Source organism: Luteimonas saliphila (assembly GCF_016774335.1).
GTDB lineage: Bacteria > Pseudomonadota > Gammaproteobacteria > Xanthomonadales > Xanthomonadaceae > Luteimonas > Luteimonas saliphila.
Map to the genome: position 1 here is coordinate 1 of NZ_JAETWA010000038.1, position 16,600 is coordinate 16,600.

At 70.8% G+C, this 16,600-nt stretch carries 19 protein-coding genes; 7 read left to right on the top strand and 12 right to left on the bottom strand.

Going from position 1 to position 16,600, the window contains the following annotated elements; translation table 11 throughout:
• Window positions 1-374 precede the first annotated feature (374 nt).
• The 7 genes from JMO03_RS11205 to JMO03_RS11235 all read right to left on the bottom strand — a co-directional run bounded on the left by JMO03_RS11205 (window position 375) and on the right by JMO03_RS11235 (window position 5,786).
• Window positions 375-1,034: a glycosyltransferase family 2 protein gene (locus JMO03_RS11205; protein WP_202843364.1), complete on the bottom strand. Its 660-nt coding sequence runs from the start codon at window positions 1,032-1,034 to the stop codon at window positions 375-377.
• Entirely contained in the window at window positions 1,031-1,627 is a 597-nt protein-coding gene (locus JMO03_RS11210; RefSeq protein ID WP_202843366.1) for a class I SAM-dependent DNA methyltransferase, read from the bottom strand. The genes JMO03_RS11205 and JMO03_RS11210 overlap by 4 nt, the downstream gene beginning before the upstream one ends.
• Window positions 1,624-2,379: a PIG-L deacetylase family protein gene (locus JMO03_RS11215; protein ID WP_202843368.1), complete on the bottom strand. Its 756-nt coding sequence runs from the start codon at window positions 2,377-2,379 to the stop codon at window positions 1,624-1,626. Before JMO03_RS11215 ends, JMO03_RS11210 begins: the two co-directional genes overlap by 4 nt.
• Complete coding sequence (locus JMO03_RS11220; protein ID WP_238346098.1) at window positions 2,367-3,350, bottom strand: acyl-CoA dehydrogenase family protein; 984 nt, start codon at window positions 3,348-3,350, stop codon at window positions 2,367-2,369. Before JMO03_RS11220 ends, JMO03_RS11215 begins: the two co-directional genes overlap by 13 nt.
• 147 nt (window positions 3,351-3,497) lie before the next feature.
• Window positions 3,498-3,890 carry a VOC family protein gene (locus JMO03_RS11225; RefSeq protein WP_202843370.1) on the bottom strand — a complete coding sequence of 131 codons (393 nt, stop codon included), beginning with the start codon at window positions 3,888-3,890 and terminating at the stop codon, window positions 3,498-3,500.
• A 211-nt stretch (window positions 3,891-4,101) separates the two neighbouring features.
• Complete coding sequence (locus JMO03_RS11230) at window positions 4,102-4,965, bottom strand: MBL fold metallo-hydrolase (RefSeq protein WP_202843372.1); 864 nt, start codon at window positions 4,963-4,965, stop codon at window positions 4,102-4,104.
• The gene (locus tag JMO03_RS11235; RefSeq protein ID WP_202843374.1) at window positions 4,962-5,786 is read right to left on the bottom strand and encodes an MBL fold metallo-hydrolase; all 825 of its coding nucleotides are present in this window, start codon (window positions 5,784-5,786) and stop codon (window positions 4,962-4,964) included. The genes JMO03_RS11230 and JMO03_RS11235 overlap by 4 nt, the downstream gene beginning before the upstream one ends.
• 131 nt (window positions 5,787-5,917) lie before the next feature.
• On the opposite strand from JMO03_RS11235, the gene gcvA reads away from it, so the two are divergent.
• Together gcvA and JMO03_RS11245 are read left to right on the top strand one after the other, a co-directional pair.
• Entirely contained in the window at window positions 5,918-6,841 is a 924-nt protein-coding gene (gcvA, locus tag JMO03_RS11240; protein ID WP_202843376.1) for a transcriptional regulator GcvA, read from the top strand.
• Between the two features lie 347 nt (window positions 6,842-7,188).
• Window positions 7,189-8,454 carry a ferredoxin reductase family protein gene (locus tag JMO03_RS11245; protein WP_202843378.1) on the top strand — a complete coding sequence of 422 codons (1,266 nt, stop codon included), beginning with the start codon at window positions 7,189-7,191 and terminating at the stop codon, window positions 8,452-8,454.
• Window positions 8,455-8,481: 27 nt separating this feature from the next.
• On the opposite strand, the gene JMO03_RS11250 is transcribed toward JMO03_RS11245, so the two are convergent.
• Window positions 8,482-8,826 (bottom strand): VOC family protein, encoded by a 345-nt coding sequence (locus tag JMO03_RS11250; protein ID WP_202843380.1) that lies wholly within the window; start codon window positions 8,824-8,826, stop codon window positions 8,482-8,484.
• A 105-nt stretch (window positions 8,827-8,931) separates the two neighbouring features.
• On the opposite strand from JMO03_RS11250, the gene JMO03_RS11255 reads away from it, so the two are divergent.
• Both JMO03_RS11255 and JMO03_RS11260 read left to right on the top strand, forming a co-directional pair.
• Entirely contained in the window at window positions 8,932-9,330 is a 399-nt protein-coding gene (locus JMO03_RS11255; protein ID WP_202843382.1) for a winged helix-turn-helix transcriptional regulator, read from the top strand.
• Window positions 9,331-9,459: 129 nt separating this feature from the next.
• Complete coding sequence (locus JMO03_RS11260) at window positions 9,460-9,639, top strand: hypothetical protein (protein WP_202843406.1); 180 nt, start codon at window positions 9,460-9,462, stop codon at window positions 9,637-9,639.
• Here the strand turns inward: JMO03_RS11260 and JMO03_RS21645 are convergent.
• Both JMO03_RS21645 and dbpA read right to left on the bottom strand, forming a co-directional pair.
• The gene (locus tag JMO03_RS21645) at window positions 9,574-9,858 is read right to left on the bottom strand and encodes an NAD(P)H-dependent oxidoreductase (protein WP_202843384.1); all 285 of its coding nucleotides are present in this window, start codon (window positions 9,856-9,858) and stop codon (window positions 9,574-9,576) included. The two genes, JMO03_RS11260 and JMO03_RS21645, sit on opposite strands and share 66 nt — an antisense overlap.
• 71 nt (window positions 9,859-9,929) lie before the next feature.
• Window positions 9,930-11,312, bottom strand: a complete 1,383-nt coding sequence (dbpA, locus tag JMO03_RS11270) for an ATP-dependent RNA helicase DbpA (protein WP_202843385.1) — start codon at window positions 11,310-11,312, stop codon at window positions 9,930-9,932.
• Between the two features lie 161 nt (window positions 11,313-11,473).
• Here dbpA and JMO03_RS11275 point away from each other — a divergent pair, with 161 nt between their 5' ends.
• Window positions 11,474-11,725, top strand: coding sequence for a hypothetical protein (locus JMO03_RS11275; protein WP_202843386.1), 252 nt, complete (start codon window positions 11,474-11,476; stop codon window positions 11,723-11,725).
• Window positions 11,726-11,766: 41 nt separating this feature from the next.
• Here the strand turns inward: JMO03_RS11275 and JMO03_RS11280 are convergent, their stop codons facing one another.
• Together JMO03_RS11280 and JMO03_RS11285 are read right to left on the bottom strand one after the other, a co-directional pair.
• Window positions 11,767-13,083 carry a glycoside hydrolase family 2 TIM barrel-domain containing protein gene (locus JMO03_RS11280; RefSeq protein ID WP_337926404.1) on the bottom strand — a complete coding sequence of 439 codons (1,317 nt, stop codon included), beginning with the start codon at window positions 13,081-13,083 and terminating at the stop codon, window positions 11,767-11,769.
• A gap of 139 nt (window positions 13,084-13,222) precedes the next feature.
• Window positions 13,223-13,873 (bottom strand): glutathione S-transferase family protein, encoded by a 651-nt coding sequence (locus tag JMO03_RS11285; protein ID WP_202843387.1) that lies wholly within the window; start codon window positions 13,871-13,873, stop codon window positions 13,223-13,225.
• Between the two features lie 652 nt (window positions 13,874-14,525).
• On the opposite strand from JMO03_RS11285, the gene JMO03_RS11290 reads away from it, so the two are divergent.
• On the top strand, window positions 14,526-15,575 hold the full coding sequence (locus JMO03_RS11290) for a glycoside hydrolase family 11 protein (RefSeq protein WP_202843389.1): 1,050 nt from the start codon (window positions 14,526-14,528) through the stop codon (window positions 15,573-15,575).
• Window positions 15,576-15,612: 37 nt separating this feature from the next.
• Window positions 15,613-16,530, top strand: coding sequence for a hypothetical protein (locus JMO03_RS11295; RefSeq protein ID WP_202843391.1), 918 nt, complete (start codon window positions 15,613-15,615; stop codon window positions 16,528-16,530).
• The last annotated feature ends 70 nt before the right edge of the window (window positions 16,531-16,600 follow it).

The window sequence follows — 16,600 nt, forward strand, 5'->3', positions numbered from 1 at the left end:
ACATGCACGGAATGGCCGACAGGGAGTGCACGGCCGCCGAAAGCCGCCCCGGTAGGAGCGCCTTCAGGCGCGACCCGATCCTGTCCGCGCCAGGCGATGCGAGGCGGTCGCGGCTGAAGGCGCTCCTACGAGGCGTATGCGGATGGGAAGGCATGCGCGTTCCGCGCTCCCGCGGTTCGGCCTTAGCGTTGGAAGCATCGGGGCGCGAACGCGGCACAATGTTCCAGGCTTCGGCGGACGCTTGCGTGTGCGCCTTAATCGGTTGTGCCCTGGTCGCTCGTCGCCGACTCCATCGAACGGCAACGTCTTGCCGGGAACGCGACATCCGCGCATTGGGTCGGGTCGGCGACTTCCCGGCGAACGCGCCGCCCCTTTCAGGCTGCCGCTTCTTCCATCCCCAGCAGGTAGTCGCCGAATCCGTGGCGCGCGCGCGCATCGCGCCGCGCGCTGGTCCAGACCGCCGGCGAACCGCGCCGCGCGATCGCGAAGCCCGCACGCGCCAATGCGTCGACCAGGGCGCGATCCTCGTGCGCGGCGTGCGCCGGGAAGCCGCCGACGGCGCGGTAGGCCGTTGCCGACACGCCCAGGTTCGCGCCGTGCACATGCGCATGGCCGTCGCGATACTGTTCCCGGGCTAGGAAGGCATCGCGCACGACGGGCCGGTAGTCGAGCCAGTCGCCGACACGCACCGTGCCGCAGAACGCATCCGCCGCGCACGCCAGCTGCCCCGAAAGCCAGTCGGGCGGGACGCGGCTGTCGGCGTCGGTGGAGGCGAGCCAGCGCGCGCCGGCACGCAGCAACGCAGCGGCCGCGACCGCGCGCGCCTGGCCCACGTTGCGTGCCTCGAGCCGTACCGTGGGCACGCCGAGCCCTTCGCAGATCGCGGCGGTCGCGTCGCGGCAGCGGTCCAGCGCCACCACCACCGCCACCGGCTCGCCGCGCAAGCGCGGGCAGGCCGCGGCGACCTGGATGGCGCGCAGGCAATCGCCGATCAGCGCCTCCTCGTCGTGCGCGGGCACCAGCACCCCGATCATCGCAGGGCCTCGCGCTGCGCCACCGAGACCGCGTCGTCGCTCCAGCCATCGAGCGCGAAGTCGGCATCCTCGTAATGCCAGCACTGGACGAGGCCGGGAACCGCGCCCAGCCGCGCATGAACGGCGGCGGTGCTGGTGCGGCGGCCGTCGAAATCGTGGCGCCAGTGGCACGCCACCAGCACCGCGTCGGGTGCGAGGCTCCCGGCAATGCGCGTCGCGAACGCGTCGAGCGCGCCGGCGTCGAGGTAGTACCCCATCTCGCCCACCACGACCAGGTCGAAGCGTCCGGCGGGCCATTGGCGCGGATGCTCCATGCGCGCGATCTCGACCGACGGTACGCCGCTGCAGGCCCGCCGCGCCGTTTCCACCGCACGCGGATGCAGGTCGGTGGCCAGCAGCGAGGTGCAGCGCGTGGCGAGCCGTCGTGTGAGCTCGCCATTGGCGCAGCCGATCTCCCATCCGCGCGCGAACCCGGGCCGCGGCAGCGCCGCGAGCAGCAGTTCGCGCTTGCGCGCCTCGTACCAGCGGTCGCGGTAACCGAACGGATCCTCGCCCTCGGCCCAGACCGCGTCGAAGTAACGCGCCAGGCTCATGCCAGGTAGACCTCGAACGGGCGCAGGAAGCGTTCGACCACGTGCGCGGGCAGGATCGGCGGCGGGGTGGCCGGCTGCGCCGTTCCCAGTTGCGAGGCGAAGCAGGCGATCGCGCGCCGCTTGGCGGCCATGGCCTGCGCATCGAGCCTGACGGTGAAGGCGTCGAAGGGCGCGCGCGTGGCGTCGGGCTGCAGCCAATGCCAGGCCCAGACCGGGTATTGCAGCAGACACGCGTCGGTCGACTGCGCCACATGCAGCGCGGCCTCGCCGAGCGCGTCGTGGTCGGGATGCCCGTCGCGTTCCCACGGCGCCAGCACGAGGTCGTCGGGACCGAGCAGTGCGGTGACCGCACGCTCCAGCGTATCGCGGCAACCGGCGAGGCCCCCGTCGGGCAGGCCGAGGCGCCGCACCTGCGCATCCACGCCCAGCGCGGCCAGCGCCTGCTCGACTTCCTCAGGCCGTTGCTCGCGCAGGCGCTGCGGCGTCCAGTCCGCGTCGCCGGGATAGCAGGCTTCGCCATCGGTCGCCGCCACCAGGTGCACCTCGAGGCCCGCATGCGCCGCCGCGCGCATCAGCCCGCCGCAGGCGAGGGTTTCGTCGTCCGGATGCGGCGACAGCACCACCAGCCGCCTGTAGCCGGCCAGCAGGGGGCCGAGCGGCCGCCCGGGCAGCGCGGACAACCAGCGCGAGGCCTGCCAGTCGGCTTCGGCGTGACCGGCGCCGACGATGCGCGGCGCGATCACAGCGGCCATCGCGCGTCCGCTTCCAGGTCGGCGACGTCGGCACCGAGCGCCGCCCAGTCGCGGTCGGCATGGCTCTGACGGACGAACACGGCAAGATCCGCGCAGCGGCGCGCATGCGTGCCGTCGCTGCACAAGGGGCTGGGGCCGAGGCTGCGGGCCGCCGCATCGAGCACCTCGTGGCAGGCGCGCTCGACCACCGAGCGCAGCCGCACCACCTCGCGGCGATGCGGTTCGCCCGGCGCCCCATCGATGCGCGCGGCGAGTTCGCGCAGCAGCGCGGACGCGGCGCCGAGCGCCATGTCGGCGCGCCCGAGCGCGGCGGCGAGATGTGGATCGCGCGCGACCCGCACCGGATCGGCCATGCGCTGCGCGATCGCGACCGCGGCGCCGTACCAGCAGGCCGCCACGCCCGCGCCGCCGTGCCAGAACCCCGGTCGCGCCAGGTACGCGCCCGGCGCGCCGATGCGACGGCAGGGCACCGCGTCGAAGTCGACCGGGCCGCTCTCGATCGCCGCCATCCCCACCGCTTCCCAGCCCGCGGGCGGGCGCGAGATGCCGGCTTCATGCATCGAGACCAGGACCAGCTGCCGCGCCTCGCCGTCCCGGACGGTCAGCAGCGCCGCATCGACGAAACGCGCGCCCGAGCACCACGGCTTGCGCCCGGCGATGCGCGGTCCGCCCGGGCCTTCCTGCAGCGCGACGGTCGACTGCGGACCCTCCGCAGCCCAGACCGCGAGCAGGGTGTCGTCGGCGGGTGCCGGAGCCTCGAGCTCGGCAAGGATCGCGAGCGCGTCGTAATGGGCCTCGAGCACCTTCGCCAGCGCCAGGTCCTGCGCGCCGAGCGCGGCGAGCGCGCGCCAGCGGTCGAGCGTGCGGCCGCGCCCCGGAAGCGCGGTCGCGCCATCCGTGCGCAGGCGCGCGCGCGACACGCCCTCGAGCGTGCGCGGGATGCGGGAGGGGGCGGGAGAGGGCACGGGCATGGCCTGCCAGTGGAGCAAACCGCTCGTCTCGGCCGCGTGACTGCGGCTCCCGGTCCGTCCGTTGCCGGCGCGGGTCGGCACGGCGGCGGACCGTGTCCGCGCTTCCCCGGAGCCGCACGACGGCGTAGCCGCCGTGAACGGCGAGTCCTAGCGCGGCCGATAGACCGCGCACAGCTTGTTGCCGTCGGGATCGCGCACGTAGGCCAGATGCATCGGCGCGCTGCCGCCCTCGCGCGGCCCGGGCGGATCCTCGATGGAGGTGCCGCCGGCGGCCACGGCGGTGTCGTGGAAGGCCTGCACCTGTTCGGGCGATGCGCAGCGGAACCCGAGGGTGCTGCCGTTGGCGACCGTGGCCGGCTCGCCGTTGATCGGCTGGGTGATGCCCAGGGAGTGATCGTCGTGGCGATAGAACAGGCGCTCGTGGCCGGTGGCCGTGCGTTGCCGGACAGGCTCCGGCACTCCCAGAATTCCGAGCACGGCGTTGTAGAACCGAAGCGACCGCTCGATGTCGTTCGATCCGATGACGATGTGGTTGAACATGGTCGGCTCCTGGTGGGATGGAATCGGCAAAGCGCGTCAGGCTAGCGCGTCGCGCGGGGCGCGGGCGTGCCAGCGGTGGGACGCAGCAGGGCGCAAACCGCCGTCGGGTGCGGAGGCGGTGCATGCGGTCCGCGTCGTTCCTGCTGCCGGTGTCTCCTGCGACCTGCGTGCATCCGCGATGCCCCGCCTGGGCCTCGCCGGCGGCCCTCGATCAGACCCATTCCAGCCACTCGCCGGGCGCGAGCACCTGCAACGCGAAGGATCTGCCGCGCACCAGGCTGCGCAAACGCCCGACCGGGTCCTCGACCTCCACGTACTCGTCCATGCCGCCGACGCCGTAGTGAATCGGCACCAGCCGGCGCGCGCCGAGGATCGTCGCCGCCGCCACCGCCTGCTCGGGCGTGAGCACGCCGGGCTGGCCGCTGGCCGGCTGGCGCCAACCGAAGCGGGCGCCGTTGACCGGCAGGAACGCCGCGTCGAACGGACCGAACTGGCGGCCGATCCGCCACCAGTGCCCGTGCCAGAGCGTGTCGCCGCCGTGGAAGATGCGACGTCCGCCGGCGCTGACCACCCACGAAGCCTGCGGATCTCCGTAACCGTCCGCGGCGGGGACCGCGGCAGCGGTGAAGTCGCCGACCAGTTGCGGCTCCCACCACGGCGCCGGACGCTCGCGCGCGGCCTCGGGCACCGGGCGCGGGGTCGCGCCTTGCGGATGCAGCAGCACGCCGCCCTCGCCCAGGACCTGGGCCACCGCCATCGCATCGAAATGGTCGGGGTGCGCATGGGTGACGAGCACGCTGCGATCGCCCACCGCATCGTCCACCGGCACCAGCCGGTCGGGGAGGGCGTCGCCCCACGCCTCCGGATCGACCAGGGGATCGATGAACAGCGTCGCGTCCGGCAGCTGCAGCCGGATGCCCGCCCATGCCAGCCGCTGGATGCGCAATGCATCGGAAGCGCCGGCCGCGAGCGCGCGAGCGCCCGGCACGAGCGTCGCCGCCGCGAGGCCCGCGCAGCCCCCGAGGAAAACGCGCCGCCCGATGCCGCGCCTGCCGGTTCCGGGTCGTGCGTTCATGCGTGTGCCCTGCGCGCGGCGAGCGCGGCATCGAGCGTGAACATCGACTGCGTGACGATCGCCTCGAGATTGCGTTCGTGCCAATGCCGCTCGAATGGGGACGGCTCGACCCCGGCTGCCAGGCAGGGCTCGATGGCGATGGAGGCGATCCGGGCGTCCGCCTCGTGGCTGTCGACGGCCGTCCGGATCCCGACCACCGCGTCCGCCAGCCGGTCCAGGTAATGGACCGCATTGCCGAGCGTCGCCGCACCGAACATGCCCATGTGCCCGCCGATCACCCTGCGCCTGCCGAGCTGCTGCATGCGGACGATCGCGCTGCGGATCTGCGCCGGATCGGCCCGGGACACGTACACGATGTTGCCGACGATGTTGTCGCCGGCGCAGACCAGGTCGGCGCTCGGCACGTCCACGCTCAGGTGGTCCATGGTCTTGCCGGGGTTGTGCAGCAGGTGCAGTGCGTGGCGCCCCCAGCGGATCCGCATCGCGCTGTCGAACACCACCTGCGGCTCGAGGTAGAACGCGTCGACCTGCCGGTTCTGCGACAGGAACGCGTGGCGATGGTGGCGATGCGCGATCGTCGTCGCCTCCGGGAACAGCGACAGCCCGGCGATGTGGTCGCTCATGAAATGGGTGGACACGACGATGCGCACGCGCTTGCCCATCTGGTCGCGCAGCACGCGCCGGAGCGCGTGCGCATCGTCCACGCCGCCGAGCGTGTCGACCAGCAGCGCGTCGTCGCCGTCGACGAAGGCGGTGGCGACCGACTCGAGTTCCCGGCCGACGAACATCCAGACGTCCGGCGCGATTTCTTCGACTTTCATGCTGGCCACCGTCGGTTGCAGGACGGCCATCATTGCGGGCGCGAACCGCGGCGACAAACGAGAAATTTTCCGCATTCGGCGCAGGAAAACTAAGCTGTTACGATGCGCCTCCTCCTCGCCGCAAGGCCGTCGTGAAGCCCCGCCATCCCGCTCCGCTCAACGCGCTCCGGGCCTTCGAGGCGGCCGCGCGATGCCTGAGTTTCCAGGACGCCGCGGCGCGGCTGTTCGTCACCCCGGCCGCCGTCAGCCACCAGGTCAAGCGCCTCGAGGCCTACCTGGGCGTGGAACTGTTCAAGCGCGGCCACCGTACCGTCGCGCTCACCGCCGAGGGCGAGGCGCTGGCCGCAACGCTGGGCGAACTGTTCAGCAAGCTCGACCTGGCGCTGGATCGCGCCACCGCGCCCACCACCGCCGACCTGCGCGTGAGCACGATGGAATCGTTCGCCGCGAAATGGCTGGCGCCGAGGCTGCACCGCTTCCACCGCATCCGGCCGGACCTGCGGGTGCGCATCGAGACCGGCGACGCCCACGTCGATTTCGTCCGCGACGGTATCGACGTCGCCATCCGTTATGGTCCTGGCGGCTACGGCGGCGTCGATGCCGAACGACTCATGGAAGCTGCGGTGTTTCCGGTCTGTGCGCCTGCCCTGCAGCGCGACACGGCACGGCCGCTGGTGTCGGCGAACGACCTTCGGCACCACACCCTGCTCCACGACGAGAGCGCGCAAGGCCGAACGGGCGTGCCCGGCTGGCCCGAATGGCTCGACGCCGCCGGCGCCGCGCGCGTGCATGCAGGCGGCGGCCCGGTGTTCGCCAGCATCTACCTCGCGCAGGAAGCGGCCATCGCCGGCCATGGCGTCGCCCTCGGCGTCGCGCCGCTGGTCGCCGAAGACCTGCGCAGCGGCCGCCTCGCCAGGCCGTTCGAACTGGCGCTGGACAACGCCTATGCGTTCTGGATCGTGCGGCGTCGTGCTGCCGCGGCGAATCCCGCCGTCGACGCCTTCTGCGAGTGGTTGCGTGGCGAAGCGGTCGGGGAGACGCAGCCCTCGCGGTAGCGTGGCATGGCCAGAACGATACGCGCGGCACCGACGGGCGCCAGCACGCGAAGGTCCCGTCTGACGATTCCGGAAAAGCAACTGGCCACGCCGACTGCGGTGGCGAAGAGCGGGGTCTCTCGCCGGGCCGAATCTCAGATCGCGGCCCGATGGCTCATCGGATGCAGCGTGGCACCCGGTGGCGAAACGCGCGAGACGAATTGCCGGGACGATCCGACCGGCATTTGACCGTGATCAATGAAAGCCCGGCCCATGGGCGCAGACTGGGGTCGGTGGATTCGCACCGTCGGCGCGGTGGGTGGATCGTCGTGAAGCCCGACGCGGCCTCGCGGAGTGCTGCAAAGCCCATGAGGCTGGGAACCGGACCGCTGGTCGCGTGCCTGGTCCTGGTGAGCTTCGCCTCGATGCTGGTGGCGATCCCCGCCGGCACCTGGTGGAGCACCGCTGCGCTCAGCCTCGGTTCGGGGATCGCCGCGGTCTCGCTGATGGCGATGGCGGCGGTGCTCGGAGCCCGCTGGAAGTGGCTGGAACCGGTGTTCGGCGGCCTGGACCGGATCTACGAGACGCACAAGTGGCTCGGCGTATGGGCTCTGGTGTTCGCGCTGGTCCACTTCGTCTTCAAGGCAGGGAACGCGGAGTGGCAGACCGCGGCCATCGTGACGCTGCCCGGCCCGGCGACGCGGCTGGTCCGGCAGCTGAGCCTGGTCGCGCTGGGGCTCATCGTGCTGCTGGCGCTCAACCGCAACATCCCGTATCGCGTCTGGCGCTGGTGGCACAAGTTGTCCGGGCCACTGTTCCTGGTCGTCGTCGCGCACTGGCTGAGCTTCAAGTCGCCGATCGCGTTGCCCAGCGCGCCTGGGCTCTGGCTGGCGGTTCTCTCGGCGCTGGCGGTGGTGGCGGCGACCTACAAGCTGCTGCTGTATCCGATGCTGTCCCAGCATGCCGAGTACCGCCTGCAATCGGTGTCCGGCAACGGTGGCGCCGTGCATCTGCAGCTCGCGCCGGTGGGCCGGAAGATTCCCTTCGTGCCCGGCCAGTTCGCGTTCCTGTCCTTCAGGCGCGAAGGCCTGCGCGAGCCGCATCCATTCACCATCGCGAGCGCAGCGACGGACGATGGCAGCATCGCCTTCATGGTGCGCGCGCTCGGCGACTACACCGCGCGCCTGGTGAAGGAAGCCGCGCCGGGAATGACCGCGGAGGTCTACGCGCCATTCGGGCGCTTCCAGCGGGCGCGGGACGGACGCGCGGAGATCTGGATCGCCGGCGGCGTCGGCGTGACGCCATTCCTCGCCTGGCTGCAGGAAGCCGACGGCGCTCCCTTCGATCGGGTGACGTTCTTCCACTTCTTCACCCCCGGGCGCGAACTGCCCGAAGCGGTCGACCTGCAGGCATTGGCCGGTCAGCGCGGCGTGGAACTGGTGGAGATCAGCACAGGGCCGGGCGCGAGCGGGTTCCGAAGCCGCTTCGCCGCGATCGTCGCCGAAGCCGGGCCGGCCCGGGTCCGGATCAGTTCTTGCGGGCCCAAGGGCCTGCTCAGGCAGGTGCGTTCGCTGATGCGCGAGACCGGCGTGCCGGACGATTGCCTTCGCCACGAGCTGTTCGAGTTCCGTTGAACCGCGGATGCGGGAAGCCCGCGCTGGCTACACGGCCTGCCCGATCCACAGCCGGTTGCCGTCGGGATCCTCGATCCGGAACTCGCGCATGCCGTAGAAGGTCTCGTCCAGCGCCGGCACGGCGATGCCGTTGTCGCGCAGGGCGGCGTGGTAGGCCGCGATGTCGTCGGGATACAGGTAGAGCACCCCGTTGCGCGGCGCGCCGTGGTGGACGTTGATGGACTCGTCGAGCATCAGCCGGCAGTCCCCGAACGACAGGGATGCCCAGCGCCAGTCGTCGTTGCGCTGGTCCACGGAGAAACCGAGCCTGGTGTAGAACTCGACGCTGGCCGGCATGCTGGCCACGGGAAGCATGGGCACGAGGCGGGTCATTCGCATGGGGATTCCGGAAGTCGCGGTATCGCCGCCGCAGGCACGCGCGGGATCGCGCGATGCCGATGATAGGATCGCGGCGCCCGCAGGCAAGAAGGCACCGCCATGGCTGCAACGCACACGCATGTTCGTCCTCTCGATCCGCCGGCGGACGAAATCCGCGCGGCGCTCGACCTGCTCGCGCGCGTCGGCGACCGGTGGACGGTCTTCGTGATCCGCGCCTTGTGGCCGGGTCCGCTGCGCTACAACGCCCTGCACCGCACGGTGGCGGGAATCTCGCAACGCATGCTCACGCTCACCCTGAAGGCCATGGAGCGCGATGGGCTGGTCGGGCGCACGGTGCTGCCCACGACGCCGCCGCAGGTGGAGTACGCGCTCACCGACCTCGGGCGCAGCCTGGTCGTCCCGCTGCACGGGCTCTACGCATGGACCCTGCGTCACCTGGCCGACATCGAGGCCGCGCGCGGGAGATTCGCCGCGAGCGGGCACGCTCCGGTTCCGTAGCGGATCCCGCCGACGAGCCTCGCGCCCAGAGACACCAGGGGCGACCGAAGCGCATGCGCGGGACCGCCCGCATGTCGGTGCCGCGATCGCTGCCGCGATCTCCATGGTCCGCGCTTCCAGGGGCGGCGCTTGGTCGCCCCCGTCCGCGGGACGCATTTTTTGCCCTGCACGGGCATCGCGTTCATCCAGATCAAGGCTGGAACCGGAACGGGTGCCAAGTTCGGCAACCGTTCGCTGCCGGCATCAGACTCGATGGCCCGCGAGGGCCGGATTTCGCTGGCCGAGGCCTACCGAATCCGCGCCGACTGAGCGGTTCGCGTGCCGGCCTGCAGGCCGGCGCGCACGGTTCCGCTTGCCGGGCGGCACGCGCGCGCCGCGTACCGCCAGCCTCGGCTCGAATCCGTCCGCGTACAGATCGTGGTGCGTGAGTTCGTGTCCTTGCGCCGCAAGCGCGGTTCTCGCCCGTTCCGATACCGCATGGCAGAAGCTCGTGGGTCTGGGGTGGGCGAGAAGCGACAACACGTTCATGAGCCTGTCTTCGAACACGTCGAGGGGGGGCGGCGGCCTGCGGTTCCGATCCGCCCCGTTCCCGTTCCCGGCTACAGCCGGTTGACCCGGAACCTGCGCCCCTTGATCCGGCCTTCGCGCAGGGCCGCAAGCGCCTTCGCCGCATGCGCGCGGGCGATGGCGACGTAGCTGCGGGTGGCGAACACGTCGATCCTGCCGATCGCATCCTTGTGCAGCCCGGCGTCGCCGGTAAGCGCACCGACGATGTCCCCGGCGCGCAGCTTGTCGCCGCGGCCGGCATCGATGCGCAGGGTGGCCATGGCGGCTGCGGGCACGTTGCCGGCCTTGCCCGACAGCGGCTGCAGCGGGTCCCAGCGCAGCGGCCCGCCCTGGCGCTCCTCGATCGCCTTGGCGCGCGGGAGTTCGCGCGGCGCGCACAGGCTGAGCGCCAGGCCGTTTCTGCCCGCGCGCCCGGTGCGGCCGATGCGATGCAGGTAGGTGTCCGGGTCGGTGGGCAGTTCGTAGTTCACCACGGCGCCGAGGTCCTCGACGTCCAGTCCGCGCGCAGCGACGTCGCTCGCCACCAGCACGCTGCAACTGCGGTTGGCGAACTGCACCAGCACTTCGTCGCGATCGCGCTGTTCCATGTCGCCGTGCAGGGCGAGCGCGGAGAAACCGTAGTGGGTCAGCGAGCCGACGACCTCGACGGTGTCGGCGCGGGTATTGCAGAACACCACGGCGGACGCGGGGCGATGGCGCAGCAGCAGGGCGGCGAGCGCCGGTGCGCGCCGCGCCGGATCCACTTCGAAGAACAACTGTTCGATGGTCGCCGGCTCGGCGCCGCCGTCGATGCTGACCTCCAGCGCGTCGCGCAGCATGGCCTGGCCCAGCACGCGGATCGGATCGGGGATGGTGGCCGAGAACAGCAGGCCCTGCCGGTCTTTCGGCAGGCGCCTGGCGATGTCGCGGATCGCGTCCTCGAAGCCCATGTCGAGCATCCGGTCGGCCTCGTCCAGCACCAGCGTGCGCACGCCATCGAGTTTCAGCGCACGCTGCTTCGCCAGCTCCTGGATGCGTCCGGGGGTGCCGACCACGACGTGCGGCGGGTGGGTCAGCGACGCCAGCTGCGGGCCGAGCGGAATGCCGCCGCACAGGATCGAGAGCTTGAGGTTGGCGATGCCGGTGGCGAGCTTGCGCAGCTGCTTGCCGACCTGGTCGGCAAGCTCGCGCGTCGGGCACAGCACCAGCGCCTGGGCGCCGATGCGCGCGGGATCGAGCCGCGACAGCAGGCCGATGCCGAACGCGGCGGTCTTGCCGCTGCCGGTTGGTGCCTGCGCGATCACGTCCCGACCTTCGAGGATCGCGGGCAGGCACTGTGCCTGCACCGGTGTCATCGCCGTGTAGCCAAGGGCATCGATGCCCTGCAGCAGGGACGGCGGAAGGGCAAGGGCGGTGAACGGCAGCGGCGTGGTCATGCGCGCATGATCGCAGGTCGGGGGCGCGGTCTGTGCCCCGCGGTTCGCCGCCCGTGGCAAACAGCCGGTGCGACCGGGAGACGGGCAAGAGGCGGCACCCCCACCGGTTACCGGTCTTCGGCCACAATCCCAATGGCACGACCCACCCCAGGAGGCGCGAGATGCGCGACGAACTGACCATCGCCATCGGCGAGCTCTACCAGGGCATCCGCCACGAGCATTGGCACGGCAGGACGTTCCGCCAGTTCTGGGAATGGTTCAACGCGCGCTGCATCCAGATCGTGGGCGCGGCCGATGCGGGCGAGCTCGACGAACTGGAAGTCAGGCTGCTGGAGGTACGCGCCGAGGTCGAGGATGGGGGCTACGCGGTCGCGTCCGATCGCCTCGACGAGGTGATCGAGCCGCCGATGTAGGTTGCGCGTCGACGGCGGTGGGCCGCAGTGTCGCCGCCGGGTCAGCGCGCCGTGCCTTCGACGCGGAACGGAACGTTGGCATAGGCGGCATGGTCGTGGCCGTCGCGCACCTCCACGAACAGGCGGTAATTGCCGGGCGTGTCCGGCGCGGTGAAGCGCAGGCGACCGTCGACCGAAAGCTGCGCCCGAAGATCCACCCGCGGCGGTACCGTTTCCGGATCGCCACCGATGCTGCTGGCGCGGCTTTCCTCCAGCGCATACCAGTGCCATTGCAGCGCGTCGCCGTCGGCATCCTCCGCAACGGCCACCGCCTCGTGCACGGCGCCGGGTGCGAGCACCACGCTCGCGGTGGCGCTGCTGCCGTCGATGGTCGCCGGTCCGATCGACGGCGCGCGGTTTTCAGGCCAGCGGCCGGTCCAGAGGAACTGCATCGCATCGACCGCCGGCGTGGATTCGCCGCTGGCCAGGAACAGGCCGTACCAGGTCGGCGTGCGTTCCTGCTTGTGCCCCCACAGGAACACGTACGAACCCAGGCATTGTCGCGTGTCGGCTGCGATCACTTCCCGGTAGCGCCGCTCGAACAGCGCCGCCTTGCGCGAGCCATGGTCCTCCACCGGCGCGCCCCACGTGGTGAGCGGGCTTTCCCAGTGACCGGTCGGGCCCCATTCGGTGACGAGGTAGGGGCCGGTCCATTCGGCCTCGCGCAGCTTGTCCGGCAGCGCGTCGAGATCGCCGTACAACTGCACGCCGATCAGGTCCAGCGATGGCGCGCGGGCCTTGATCGTGTCGATCAGCGCGCGGTCGAAGCCGGCCAGCGGCGTCATCACCGGGTGGTGGGGATCCTCTTCGTGGATCATGCGGGTGATCTGCTCCACCGCGTCCCAGACCTTCGGATTGCGGTGCTCCAGGTTCAGCTCGTTGCCCACCAGCCACATCAGCACCGCCGGATGGTCGCGATACAGGCGTACTTCCTCGCGCAGCTTCTGCAGTTGCGCGGCGACCGCCGCGGGATCGTCGTAGTCGAAGCCGTGGCGTTCCTTGCCCACCGCCAGGCCCATCGCCGCCGTCAGGCCGTTGCGCTGCGCGCGGTCGAGCATGGCGCGTACCTTCGCCACGTCGGTGCCGGTGCTCCAGGTACGCACCGAGTTCCCGCCGCGTGCCGCGAGCTGTTCCAGGTCGCCCTCGGCGGAACCGGCACCGCGCACGTAGTAGGGTTCGCCGTCGACCAGCAGGCGATAGGCGCCGTCTTCCTGCACGATCCGCACGTGCGAGGGCGCGACGGCCTTCGCATCGACCGGCGGCTGCGCGGACGCACCCCACGATCCCAGTGCCAGCAGGCACGCCATCACTGCACGCATGTGTCCTCCACCAGGTCGATGCATGCACGCATGGTAGCGGGCGACCACCGGGAGCGTGTCCCGTTCGCACAGGCTCGCCTGCAGAAGTCCGTTCCCGCAGTCGGCATCGACCTGCACGACGGAACCGGTGCCAAGCCCTTCAGCCGCCTCGCGTCGCCTCGAACGCCGCGCGCTGCGCCTCGAACGCGCGCCGGTAGGCGGGCCGTGCCTGGCCGCGGGCGATGTAGGCCTGCAGGGTCGGGAAGTCCTCGAGCAGCCCCGACCCCTCGAGCCTGCGCAGCACCAGCACCATGAGCACGTCGGCCGCACTGAAGGCGCCATCGAGCCAGGCGGAATCGCCCAGGTGGCGCGCCAGCGCCTGCAGACGCACGCGCACGCGCGCATCGAGCATGGCCAGATGTTCCGCCTGCCAGGCCTTGCCGCGCTCGGCGTAGGTGGCCGCTTCGCGTTCGACGATCGGCGTTTCCACCGTGTTGAGTGCGGCGAACATCCACACGATCGCGCGTGCCCGCGCGTCGGCATCCTCGGGCAGCAGGCCTGGATGGTGCTGCGCGATGTGCAGCACGATCGCGCCGGACTCGAACAGCACCAGATCCCCCTCCTCGTAGGCAGGAATCTGGCCGAACGGATTGCGTGCGAGGTGCGCAGCCTGCTTCATCGCGTCGAACGAGACCAGGCGCACGTCGTAGGGAACGGCGGTCTCCTCCAGCGCCCAGCGCACGCGCATGTCGCGGGCCAGTCCGCGGCCGCGGTCGGGTGAGGATTCGAAGACGGTGAGGGTGGGGCGCATCAGCGGTTTCCTCGTTCGCGGCGTCGATGCATCGCCTGGCACGACGATGACGCGCGCCCCGCTTCGACATCGTGCGGCCGGATTGCGGCGTGATGGTCCGGACGCGCTCCATCCGCGCCGGCGGTGGCGCCTCCAGCTCGATTGCACCGCCCGCACGGACATGTAATCGCTATCACGCGCGAATGCACGAGTCGTCCGCGCGAAGTGCACGCAGCGCATCACGCACGTCTCATGCAGTTCGAATCACGCGCAACCAATTTTTCCTCGAATTGTCGAGCGTTGTCGTCGATTCCGCGGCGGCATCGCATGTCGAAACGCGAACGCGTTCGCGGTTCGCCGGGGTCGATCCTGCTCTACTTGGGGCGTCGGATGGTAGCGCTACCATCCGGCGTGACAGCAGTTGGTTTCGAGCACTTGCAGTACCCAGGGAGGGGCTGTCGTGTTGGAGCATTCGTTTCCACGCCCCGGCGTGGCGCCATGTCGTCTCCGCCGCTGCGCATCGCGGCGCGACCCCCAACGACACCGGCGCGGCATCGCCCCGGGCCCTGCGCGCGCAGGGCTTTCCATCATCCATGCAATCCCCGTTCATCGCCCCCGGGCCCGTGGCGCATCCGCGGCCGCGAGGGCGTACATCCCCTCTTGGAGAACCACGATGATGAAGTCACCAAGCCGCGCCGCGCGCTCCGCCGCCGCCTTGCTCTGCGCCACCGGCCTGCTCGCCGGCGCCGTGCAGGCGCAAACCCTCACCAACAATTCCACCGGCACCCACGACGGGTTCTACTACAGCTTCTGGAAGGACTCGGGCAGCGCGTCGATGACCCTGCATCCGGGTGGGCGCTACAGCTCGCAGTGGACCAGCAACACCAACAACTGGGTGGGCGGCAAGGGCTGGAATCCCGGCGGCCCGCGCGTGGTCAACTATTCCGGCTATTACGGCGTGAACAACAGCCAGAATTCGTACCTCGCGCTGTACGGGTGGACCCGCAGCCCCCTGATCGAGTACTACGTGATCGAGAGCTACGGGTCCTACAACCCGGCCAGCTGCGCCGGCGGCGTGGACTACGGCAGCTTCCAGAGCGATGGCGCCACCTACAACGTGCGTCGCTGCCTGCGCCAGAACGCGCCTTCGATCGAGGGCAACAACAGCACCTTCTACCAGTACTTCAGCGTGCGCAATCCGAAGAAGGGCTTCGGCAACATCTCCGGCACCATCACGGTGGCCAACCACTTCAACTACTGGGCGAGCCGCGGACTGAACCTCGGCAACCACGACTACATGGTCTTCGCCACCGAGGGTTACCAGAGCCAGGGCAGCAGCGACATCACCATCAGTTCCGGCGGCAGCAATCCGCCTCCCGGTGGCGGCAGCAAGACCATCGTGGTGCGCGCGCGCGGCACCGCCGGCGGCGAGAACATCTCGCTCAAGGTCAACAACGCCACGATCGCCAGCTGGACACTCACCACCAGCATGGCCAACTACACCGCGACCACGTCGGCATCCGGCGGCTCGGTGGTCGAGTTCACCAACGACGGCGGCAATCGCGACGTGCAGGTGGACTACATCAGCGTCAACGGCAGCATCCGCCAGTCGGAGGACCAGACCTACAACACCGGCGTCTACCAGAACGGCCAGTGCGGCGGCGGCAATGGTCGCAGCGAATGGCTGCACTGCAACGGCGCGATCGGCTACGGCAACCTCTGATCCGGCGGGGGCGACCATGGCCATGAACCACGCGTTCGTGCCGGCGCTGGCGGTCACGTTTGCCGTGGGCATCGGCGTCGGTGCCGTGGTCACGATGCTGGTGGGCGGCGACGCCCACCAGTGCCGGCAGGCGGGCGGGCCCGTGTCCGAAGCCCGCATCGCCGAGCTGGAAGCGAGCCCCGTGCAGGGGCCGGCGACGTTCGCGTCGTCGGCCGCGTCCGGAACGGTGACGGCGGCCGGGGAGGCGTCCGGCTGGCCCACGGGTGTCGCGAACCGTGCCGTTGCATCCCGCCCCGACACGGACCGGCTGCTCAGGGACCTGCTGACGCTGGCCTGGAACGATCGCCGCGACTTCAGCGAAAAGCTCGACGACTTTCTCGCCGAACATCCAGGCCGCGACGGCATCGCCATCGCCAGCAGGGGCGTGTTCGACCTCGGCGAAAACCACGACGTGCTGCCCGATGACGCGCTGAGAACGATGTATCGCCAGCAGCAGGATCCCGCACTCAGGCGCGTCCTCGCCCAGGTCGCGTCCATGCGTGGCGACAACGGCTTGATCGAATCGCATGTCGCGCAGGCGGCCGCCGGACTGCGCAGCGCCGTTCCGGCCGATCGCCAGCACGCGCTGGTGGAGCTGTCCCGCAGCCGCCATGTCGCCGCCGCAGATCTCGCCGCGCCGCTGCTGCGCGACTCGGACACCGGCGTGGTTCTCGACGCATTGCTCGCCTTGCGCGCGACCGGCAACCAGCGCCACGTCAGCCTGGCCGCGGGCCTGATCGACCATCCCGACGATGCGATCGGCTGGCTGGCCGCCGATGTCGTCACCGACCTGCAGATGCTCAGCGAATCGGCGCGCACCCGCATCGCCGAACACGAGCTGGCGGCGGAGCTGCCGCCGCTGCCGATGCCCGCCGCAGGCGGCGTGTCGAACTGCGGTCCGGCGGCAGGCATGTAGCGAGGCCGCGTCCGCAGGCGTATCCGCGACTCCCGGTATGGCGCTGCGCACGAATCCGTCGGCGCGTGCC